At 67.9% G+C, this 9,037-nt stretch carries 6 protein-coding genes; 5 read left to right on the plus strand and 1 reads right to left on the minus strand.

What is annotated here, in order from left to right; translation table 11 throughout:
- Positions 1–947: BMP family protein (locus ACE3UY_RS17300; RefSeq protein WP_374688737.1), on the plus strand; the 947-nt coding region annotated here is incomplete at its 5' end.
- Positions 948–1,044: 97 nt separating this feature from the next.
- The gene (locus ACE3UY_RS17305) at positions 1,045–2,598 is read left to right on the plus strand and encodes an ABC transporter ATP-binding protein (protein WP_374688738.1); all 1,554 of its coding nucleotides are present in this window, start codon (positions 1,045–1,047) and stop codon (positions 2,596–2,598) included.
- Between the two features lie 90 nt (positions 2,599–2,688).
- Here ACE3UY_RS17305 and ACE3UY_RS17310 read toward each other — a convergent pair whose 3' ends face one another.
- Positions 2,689–3,765 carry an SDR family NAD(P)-dependent oxidoreductase gene (locus tag ACE3UY_RS17310; protein WP_374688739.1) on the minus strand — a complete coding sequence of 359 codons (1,077 nt, stop codon included), beginning with the start codon at positions 3,763–3,765 and terminating at the stop codon, positions 2,689–2,691.
- Between the two features lie 231 nt (positions 3,766–3,996).
- Here ACE3UY_RS17310 and ACE3UY_RS17315 point away from each other — a divergent pair, with 231 nt between their 5' ends.
- From ACE3UY_RS17315 to ACE3UY_RS17325, 3 genes are all read left to right on the plus strand, one after another.
- Positions 3,997–5,520, plus strand: coding sequence for a histidine kinase (locus ACE3UY_RS17315; RefSeq protein ID WP_374688740.1), 1,524 nt, complete (start codon positions 3,997–3,999; stop codon positions 5,518–5,520).
- On the plus strand, positions 5,483–7,042 hold the full coding sequence (mptB, locus tag ACE3UY_RS17320) for a polyprenol phosphomannose-dependent alpha 1,6 mannosyltransferase MptB (RefSeq protein WP_374688741.1): 1,560 nt from the start codon (positions 5,483–5,485) through the stop codon (positions 7,040–7,042). The genes ACE3UY_RS17315 and mptB overlap by 38 nt, the downstream gene beginning before the upstream one ends.
- 105 nt (positions 7,043–7,147) lie before the next feature.
- The coding region (locus tag ACE3UY_RS17325) for a sensor histidine kinase (RefSeq protein ID WP_374688742.1) at positions 7,148–9,037 on the plus strand (1,890 nt) is incomplete at its 3' end.

Consider the following 9,037-nt stretch of genomic DNA (forward strand, 5'->3'; position numbering starts at 1 on the left):
AAGCGACGCTGGAAGGCGTGGTCGATGACATGGTCGCCGATGGCGCGACGCTCATCTTCACCACGTCCGACGAGTTCGAGGAAGACACCTTGAGTGTGTCCGAGAAGTACCCGGATATCACGTTCATCAACGTCTCCGGCGACGACGCCAAGACGGGCGAAGCGCCGCCGAACCTGGGCAACATCATGGGCCGCATGGAAGACATGAAGGCCGTGGCCGGGTGCGCCGCCGCGCTGGCGACCGAGACCGGTAACATCGGCTACCTGGGGCCGCTGATCAACTTCGAGACCCGCCGTCTGACGGCCGCCGCCTACCTGGGCGCCCGCTACTGCTACGAGAACTATCGCCAGCAGGACCCGGCCGACCTGGGCTTCACGGTGACGTGGATCGGCTTCTGGTTCAACATCCCCGGCGTCACGCAGGACCCGACCGAAGTGGTGACCAACTTCCTCGATACGGGCACAGACGTGGTGCTGAGCGGCATCGACACGACCGAAGCGATCGACATCGCCGGGCAGCGCGCCGGTCAGGGGGACGCGGTCTTCGCCATCCCCTATGACTACGTCGCCGCCTGCGACCTCGCGCCGGAAGTCTGCCTGGGCGTGCCCTTCTTCAGCTGGGGCCCGTCCTACCTGGCGACGGCGCAGGCCGTCTCCGCCGGCACGTGGGAGCAGTCATGGGACTGGCTGCCGGCCGACTGGGACAACCTGACCGACCCGGCTGTGACCAACGTCGGTTGGGTCAGCGGCCCGGCCATGACCGAGGAGATGCAGGCCAGCCTGGATGAGTTCATCGCCGGCCTGGCCTCGGGCGAGATCAACGTCTGGACTGGCCCCATCAACCTGCAGGACGGCACAGCCTACATCGCCGAAGGCGCTGTGGCGACCGATGACGAAATATGGTACCTGCCGCAACTGCTGGAAGGCATGGAAGGGCCGAGCGAGTAAGATAGGTGCTAGGTGCCAGGGACCAGGGGCCAGGGAAGAGCGCTCTTCCCTGGCCCCTGGAACCTGGCCCCTAGTCCCTGGCAGTGGACACGAAACCATGACTACAACTGACGACCTCCTCCCCTCCGGCACGCGGCGCATTGAGTGCATGGAGATGCGCGGCATCACCAAGCGCTTCCCCGGCGTGCTGGCCAATGACCGCATCGACTTCGACGTTTGCTCCGGCGAGGTGCACGCGCTGCTGGGCGAGAACGGCGCGGGCAAGAGCACGCTGATGAAGATCCTCTATGGACTTCAGCCGCCGGACGAGGGCGAAATCTGCCTGAATGGAGAGGTGGTCGCCATCCACTCGCCGGCCGACGCCATCCGCCTGGGCATCGGCATGATCCACCAGCACTTCATGCTCGTGCCGACGCTGACGGTGACGGAGAACGTGGCGCTGGGCCTTAAGTCGTCGCGCGGCGTGCGGACGGATCTGGATCGGGTGGCGGCGCGCATCCACGAGTTGGCCGCGCTCTACGGCCTCCAGGTGGACACTGACGCCTACGTCTGGCAGTTGTCCGTCGGCCAGCAGCAGCGGGTGGAGATCATCAAGGCGCTCTATCGCGGCGCGGCGCTGCTCATTCTGGATGAGCCGACGGCGGTGCTGACGCCGCAAGAGGTGGATGAGTTCTTCGTGACGTTGCAACAGATGAAGCGGGACGGCCACGCCCTCATCTTTATCTCCCATAAGCTGCACGAGGTGTTGCAACTGTCCGAGCGGGTGACGGTGCTGCGCGACGGCCGGGCCATCGGCACGCAGTCCACGAAGGGAGCGACGAAGCAGGGATTGGCCGAGATGATGGTTGGCCGGCCGCTGGCGGCGCAGCCCAAGAAGGCGGCGCTGGAGACGCACGAGATTCGTTTGAAGGTGCAGGACGTGCACGCCCAGAACGACCAGGAGCGGCCGGCGCTGCGCGGCGTCACGTTCGATGTGCGCGGCGGCGAGATCGTCGGCTTGGCTGGCGTCTCGGGCAACGGGCAGCGGGAACTGGCGGAGGTCGTGGCCGGGCTGCGGCCGGTGACGCAGGGGGAGATCGCGCTGGGCGGCCGGACGGTGACCGGCCAATCGCCGCGCAGCATCATGGCTCTGGGGCTGTCCTACATCCCGGAGGAGCGCATGCGTGACGGGATGATCCGCGACTTCACCGTGGCCGAGAACGTCATCCTGCGCGAGTTCGACCAGCCGCCTTACGCGCGGGCCGGCTTCCTGAACCGGGGCAGCATCCGGCAGACGTCGCGCCGGCTGGTGTCGGAGTTCAACGTCAAGACGCCCTCGTTGGAGACGCCGGCCAAGAGCCTGTCGGGCGGCAATATCCAGAAGCTCATCCTGGCGCGGGAGCTGTCGCGCAAGCCGCAGGTCATCATCGCCGCCCAACCGACGCGCGGCCTGGACATCGGCGCAACGGAGTACGTCCACGCGCGGCTGCTGGAGCAGCGGCAGACGGGCGCGGCCACGCTGCTCATCTCCGAAGACCTGGACGAGGTCCTGGCCCTCTCCGATCGCATTCTGGTCATCTTCGAGGGGCGCATCATGGGCGACGTGCCCCGCGCCGAGGCGACGCCGGAGAAGTTGGGGTTGCTGATGGCGGGGGTAGAACAGGCCGCTTAATTGTAGGGCGATTCGTCAAATGGCCTCTCCGCGGCCTATCGATTTGCCAAATCGCCCTGCACACTTGGGAGCAGAGACCGGGCGAACGGGTTAAGAAACCCGTTCCACGCGCCGGCGCAGCAACAGAATGACGAGGACGAGCGCCGCGAGCAGGATCAGCCCGGCCGCCCGCTTCTCGCGCGCGCCCGCGTCGGCCGGCTCGGTGGCGGCGATCCACTCGAACGTCTCTAGCATGCCCGCCTGCAACGGCCGCGGCCGCCAGCCCAGTTCGGCCCGCGCCTTATCGGAGCGGCCGGCGTAGCTGACGCCCAGCGAGCCGATCATGTCCGGCCCGAAGACGGTGGGCAGCGACAGCGCCGGCTGGACGCGCCCGGCGGGGGCCATCGGCCGGAGGAAGCGCGCCGGCAGACCGAAGAGAGGCGCGCGCCGGCCGGTCAGTTGCGACCAGAACTCGACCATCTCCCCCAGCGGCACGGCCGGGCCGGCCAGGATGTAGCACTCGCCGACCCGCCCCTTCTCGGCGGCCAGGATGTGGCCTTCGGCGATGTCGTCCACGTAGGCGTAAGTCGCGACGCTCTCCGGGCCGGGCACAATGGGCAACAGCCCGCGATGGAACAGGCGCATCGTTTCCGCCAGCCAACTCGTGTCGCCGGGGCCATAGGCCACGCCGGGCATGACGATGATGATCGGCGCGCCCTGCTCGATGAGCGGCTCGGCCACCTCGTAGTGAGCCTTCCACTTCGTGCGGTCATATTCCGTCAGGAACGGCCCCTCGGTGTAGTAGGTCTCGTCCGGCAGCTCCCCCTTCGTGTCGCCGAAGACGGCCAGCGTGCTGGTGTAGACGATCTTGGGCACGCCCAACTCGTGGGCCAATTCCAGGACGTTGCGCGTGCCCTCGACGTTGATGGCCTCCGATTGCGCTTTGGCGGCGGGGGAGTAGTCATAGATGGCGGCGATGTGGAAGACGACGTCGGCGTCGCGCATGGCGGCGCGCATCGACTCGCGGTCGGTCACGTCGCCGGGCACGACCTGCGCGCCCATTTCGCGCAGCGCCGCCGCGCCCCTCTCCGACCGGGTGAGCGCCGCGACGCGATAGCCGCGGGCCAGGAGTTGGCGAACCACGCTGCGGCCGATGAAACCCGTGCCGCCGGTTACGAATGCTTTCATAGGTTTATCCTCGTCTGGTGGCCCATTATAGCGCTCCCGCGGCGGATGGTGAACAATGGCGACGATCTGGTATATTTTGGCAGGCGCGCCACGATGGCCCCGTTCAGACCTGTCAGGTCGCTATAACGTTACCGACGCTGTAAGGATGCTGGGTTATACTTAAGCCCGTAGTACAGGTTTCTTAACCTGTGGGGACAAGAACGGGTTAAGAAACCCGTTCTACCGTAGAGCATGGATGATTCAATAGACACCACCATTGACCACGGCATCGCCCGCCTGAACCGTCTGGTCATCATCACCCTGGCATTGCTGATCGTTTTGGAGATCGGCCTGTTCGTGCTGGTGTTTGCCGTCTTCGGCATGCGCCCGATAGGGGAGTGGTTGCCGGAACTGGCGCTGGCGGCGCTGTTTACCCTGCTGCTGGGCGTCGTGGCCCTGTATGGGTTGGGTCAGGCCCGCCTGCGTCTGCGGCGCGACGTGAATCAGCGCGTCGGCCGGGAGTTGCGCCAGTCGCGCGCGGCCGACAACCGCGTCCGGTCGCTCCAGCGCATGGCCTCCACGCTGAGCGCCACGCTCAGCTTTGAGCGGGTGGTGGAACAGTCGCTCGACGTGTGCAGCCTGGCCCTGGATGAGATGGGCATCCCGCGCGAGTCGTTGGTCGGCGCCGTCTTCCTCTATGAGGACAACAAGCTGCGGGCTATCGCCCGGCGGCGCTTTCTGGGCGAGGACAGCCAGCGCACTATCGCCGGCAAGCAGGGCGCAGTCGGCGCGGCGCTGGCCTCCGCTAGCGTCGTCGTCACCAACAACCCCCAGGAAGACCCGGAACTGCGCGTCTATGACGCCTTTCGCGAATGCCTGACCGCGGTTTGCATCCCCTTGCGCGCCCGCTACCAGATGTTTGGCGCGATGGTCATCGGTACGGATACGGCCGTCCAGTTTGATCAAGACCATCTTGACCTGTTCCAGGCCGTCGGCGACCAGGCGGTGGTCGCCCTCCAGAACGCCCAACTCTACCAACACCTGGAGGCGGAGAAGCAGCGGCTTATCGAGGCGGACGAGGAGGCGCGCAAGGAGTTGGCCCGCGACCTGCACGATGGGCCGACGCAGAGCATCGCCGCCATCGCCATGCGCCTGGGCTTTGCCCGAACGATGATCGACCAGGACCCGGAGCGGGCCAAACAGGAGATTCAGCGGGTCGAGACGCTGGCGAAGAAGACCTCGACCGAGATCCGCGGCATGCTGTTCACGTTGCGCCCGCTGGTGCTGGAGACGCAGGGGCTGGGGGTGGCCGTCGACGCGCTCTTGCGCCGCTATGGCGAGTCGGACGGCATCGAGATGCGCCTGATCGGCGGCGAGACGGGCAGCGTGCTCAGCAAGTCGGCGCAAGTCGTCACCTTCGCCATCATCGAAGAGGCGCTGAACAACGCCCGCAAATATTCGAAAGCCAGCCTCATCGAGGTGCGCTTCTGGCAGACGGAGGGCCTCTTTGTCGCCGCCGTCCACGACAACGGCGTGGGCTTCGACACTTACGACGTGAACCGCGACTACAGCACGCGCGGCAGCCTGGGCATGGTGAACATGCGCGAGCGCGCCGAGCGCATTGACGGCTCGCTGCGCGTGGAGTCTACGCCGGAGACGGGCACGACGGTGACGCTGGTCGTCCCCCTGGACACGCAGCGGGCCGACGGCGAGTCACCGGTGGAGGAAGGCGAGCGCCTTGTCGAGCAGCCGCAGCCCAGCGACGCCGGGAAGTGACGCGGGCGGGCGGCGCGGCCTGCCCCTGTGGGCCACCCTGGCCCTGAGCGCCCTGGGCTATGGGCTGATGTGGCGCTGGTTTCCGCTGGCTCCCAACGTTGGCCGCGCGCCGGCGGCCGACATCCGCACCTTTGCCCCAACGGCGTTGGGCGGGCTGGCCTACGCGCTGCTCCTGATGCTGCTGTTCGCGCTGCACCTGTTGGCCCTGCGCCGGTTGCGCGACGGCCTGGCGCGAACGGATCGCGCGGCGCTGGCCCTGCTCATCGGGGCGGCGCTGCTGTTGGCTCTGCCGCTGCTGGCCGCCTACCCCATCAATGCCACCGACGTGTACCGCTACGTCATTCGCGGGCGCGTCGCCAGCGTCTACGGCCAAAGCCCCTATGTTGCCCCGCCGGCCACCTTCGTCGGCGACCCTTTCATGCCCCTGGCCGGCGAGTGGGCGGGCGAGACCTCGCCCTATGGCCCGCTGTGGGAACTGGTGGCGGCGGGCGTGACGGCTCTCAGCGGCGATAACCTGCTGTTGGGTGTGTGGCTGTTCAAGCTGCTGGCGCTGGCCTGTTTCCTGGGGCTGGCGGCGCTCATCTGGGCGCTGCTGCCGCCGGGGCGGGCGCGCCCGGCCTACGCCGCGCTGTGGGCCTGGAATCCGGCGCTGCTGCTGACCTTCGCGCTGAACGGCCACAACGACGCGCTGATGCTGTTGTGGCTGGTCCTGGGGCTGTGGGTCGCGCGCCGCCGCCCGGCGGGGGGCTTCCTGGTCATGGCCCTTGCGCCGTTGACCAAGCCGGTGGCCGCGCTGGCGCTGCCGTTCTTCTTTCTCTGGCTGTGGCGAAGATGCGCATCTGAGGATGCGCACTCCGCGGGGGCGGGATTGAACGGGCGGGCATTGAGATTCGCCGCGATTAGCGTGGGTGGGGCGCTGCTGCTGGCCTGGCTGGCTTTCCTGCCCTGGGTGGGATCGGGAGGATGGCTGCGGACGCCCTTCGACCTGGCGTTGCGCCTGGCGCGCGAGGCTACGGCCAGCGCCGGCTTCTCGCCCGCCGTTTGGGTCTACTTCGCCCTGGATCAACGCCCCTCGATTGACCTCATCGGCGCTGTCGCCCGGCTGCTGTTCGCGGTCTTGGCCGCCGGCCTGCTGTGGCTGGGCTGGCGCGGCCGGCCGGCGCTGCGCGGCGTGGCCGACGTCTTCTTCGGCTACGTAACGCAGGCGCTCAGCTTCCGCGTCTGGTATGCCGTCTGGCCCTTCCCGTGGCTGCTGCTCGACGCCGGCGCGCACTTAGACCTGACAGGTGGGAGCGTCGCCGCGACGCCCCCACCTGTCAGGTCTGCCCACTACCGGCTGCGGGCCGGCTGGTGGTTTCTGGTTACGTCGCAACTGTCGGTGCTCATCTACGGCCACCTGCGCGTCTTTCTACTGGACGGCGACCAGGTGCGGGCCCACTTCATCAGCGTGCCGTTCGTCTTCCTGCTGCCCTGGCTGCTGGCGCGGTTGCCACTCGGCCCGATGGCCGGCCGCGCACCTTAACGACTTGTTCATAGCGACCGGCGGCCGTTTCTGCTATCCTACAGGTATCTGGCGGCCCGCGCGTGCCGGCGATGGCGGGCGCCGCGGCCGGGAACCGCATCACGTATGGTCATCTTGCAGCAGATTATCGAGTTGCTGAGCCAGCCGCCGGGCAGCGTCATCTACCACCTTTTGACGCTCTTCGCCTTGCAGGTCGTATTGGCGCTGGCCTATACCCGCTGGCAGCGCGATCCGAACGACGAGGCGGCGCGGCGCATGACGCTGGCTGCGGGCGGCATCCTGCTGGCCCGGCTCGTGCTGCTGACCGTGGCGCTGCTGGTCGATCAAAGCCCGGAGCGCGCCCGTGTGGTCCTGCCGCCGCTGGAACAGGCCATCGACACGGCGACGGTGATCCTGATGGTGTGGGGGCTGGCCGCTCTCGAGATGGATCGGCCGCGGCTGGCCGATGGGGTGCTGCTGGTCAGTCTGGTGATCGTCGCCGTCCTCTACCTTTTTTTCTTTCAGGACTGGCAGAGCCGGGCGACGGAGACCAGCGCCTACATCGGCACGGCCCAGGCTTACGTCTGGGGCGTGCTGCAAATGGCGCTCCTGGCCGTGGGCATGGTGTGGGTGGTGCGCGACCGGAACCACCGGCTGACGCTCCGGCCGATCATCCTCTTTGTCGTTCTGCTGGCGCACGTCGCCAACTTTTTCAATTACCCCGAGTTCGTGCCCTCCGGCACCGACGTGATCTACTGGTTGCGCCTGGGTTATCTGGTCGCCTTTCCGCTCTGGGCGGTCCTGGCCTATCGCGACGGTCTGCGCGACCTGATGACCGCGGCCGAAGCGGAGCGGGCGCGGTCGGCCGAACTGGCGCGCAATCTGCGCCTCTCAACCGGCGTTATCGGCGCCCGCCTGCCCGAAACGCGGCTGGAGCAGGCGCTGGAGATGGTGACCGGGCTGATCTCGACGCAATTCGCCGCCATCGGCCTCATCGACGAGAAGAACCCGCAGCGCGTCCTGTTCGGCCAATCCCGACCGGCCACGACGCGCGACACAACCTATGGCCGGCAGATCAACCTGGCCGACCACGCCGCCTTCCGGCTGGCCCATGAACAGCAGCGCGGCATTGAGCTGTTGCCGCGCGGCGTTGGCGCGCGCCAGGTGCACGAACTGTCGCAGCAACTCAACGTGGGCGCGTTGGGGCCGGTCTTCGTCGAGCCGCTGATCATCGCCGGGCGCTGTCTGGGCTTCCTGCTGGTGGCCGCGCCGCCTACCACGCCGAACTGGACCGACCGCGAGCGGGCCATCATCCCCGGCCTGGCCGCGTTCATCGCCCAGGCCATCGCCAACAGCCAGCGCGTGGAGGGCGAACCGGCCCGGCCGGTCGCGCCGCTGGCTCCCGCGCTCCGTCCCGCTCTTCAGCTCGACGCGGAGCGGGAGCGGCTCATCCTGGAATTGGCCGAGGCGCGCCGGCTGCTGGCCGCGGCTGAAGAGCGCGCCCGGCAGGCGGAGTCGGCGGCGGTCACCATGCAGCAGCAAGCGCCGGGCCAGCCGACGACCGCCCGGCCGCAGGTGGCCCAGGCCGCCGTGGCCCCCGTCGTAGAGAGCGCGACCACCTCCGTCTTACCCATCCTGCGCCGCAAGAACCTGACCCTGGATTTGGCGCTGGGCGACGACCTGCCGCTGGTGTCGGTCAAGGAGACCGTGCTGCGGCAACTCGTCTTGAGCCTGCTGGAGAACGCCTGTCGCGCCTCGGCGGAGGACGGCGACGTGAGCCTGCGCGCCCAACTGGCCCCGGCCGGCCAGGGGCGCAACGGGCGAATGGTAGACGTGGCCTTCACCGATTCGGGCGTGGGCATTCAGTTGGAAGATCGGGGGCGCGTCTTCGACTCGCGCGACTATCTGGCGGGCCGCCGGCCTATCCCCGGTCTGGGCGACAATAGCGCCACCCTGGCCGTCGTCCAGAAATTAGCCCAGGCCAGCGGCGGCGATTTATTATTGGAGAGCGCGGCC

The organism is Promineifilum sp. (SeqCode), assembly GCF_041918635.1.
GTDB lineage: Bacteria > Chloroflexota > Anaerolineae > Promineifilales > Promineifilaceae > Promineifilum.

Excerpts from the sequence above, each read along its gene's own strand:
- ACE3UY_RS17305 (WP_374688738.1), top strand. The coding sequence starts at position 1,045 with ATGACTACAACTGACGACCTCCTCCCCTCCGGCACGCGGCGCATTGAG.
- ACE3UY_RS17310 (WP_374688739.1), bottom strand. The coding sequence starts at position 3,765 with ATGAAAGCATTCGTAACCGGCGGCACGGGTTTCATCGGCCGCAGCGTG.
- ACE3UY_RS17315 (WP_374688740.1), top strand. The coding sequence starts at position 3,997 with ATGGATGATTCAATAGACACCACCATTGACCACGGCATCGCCCGCCTG.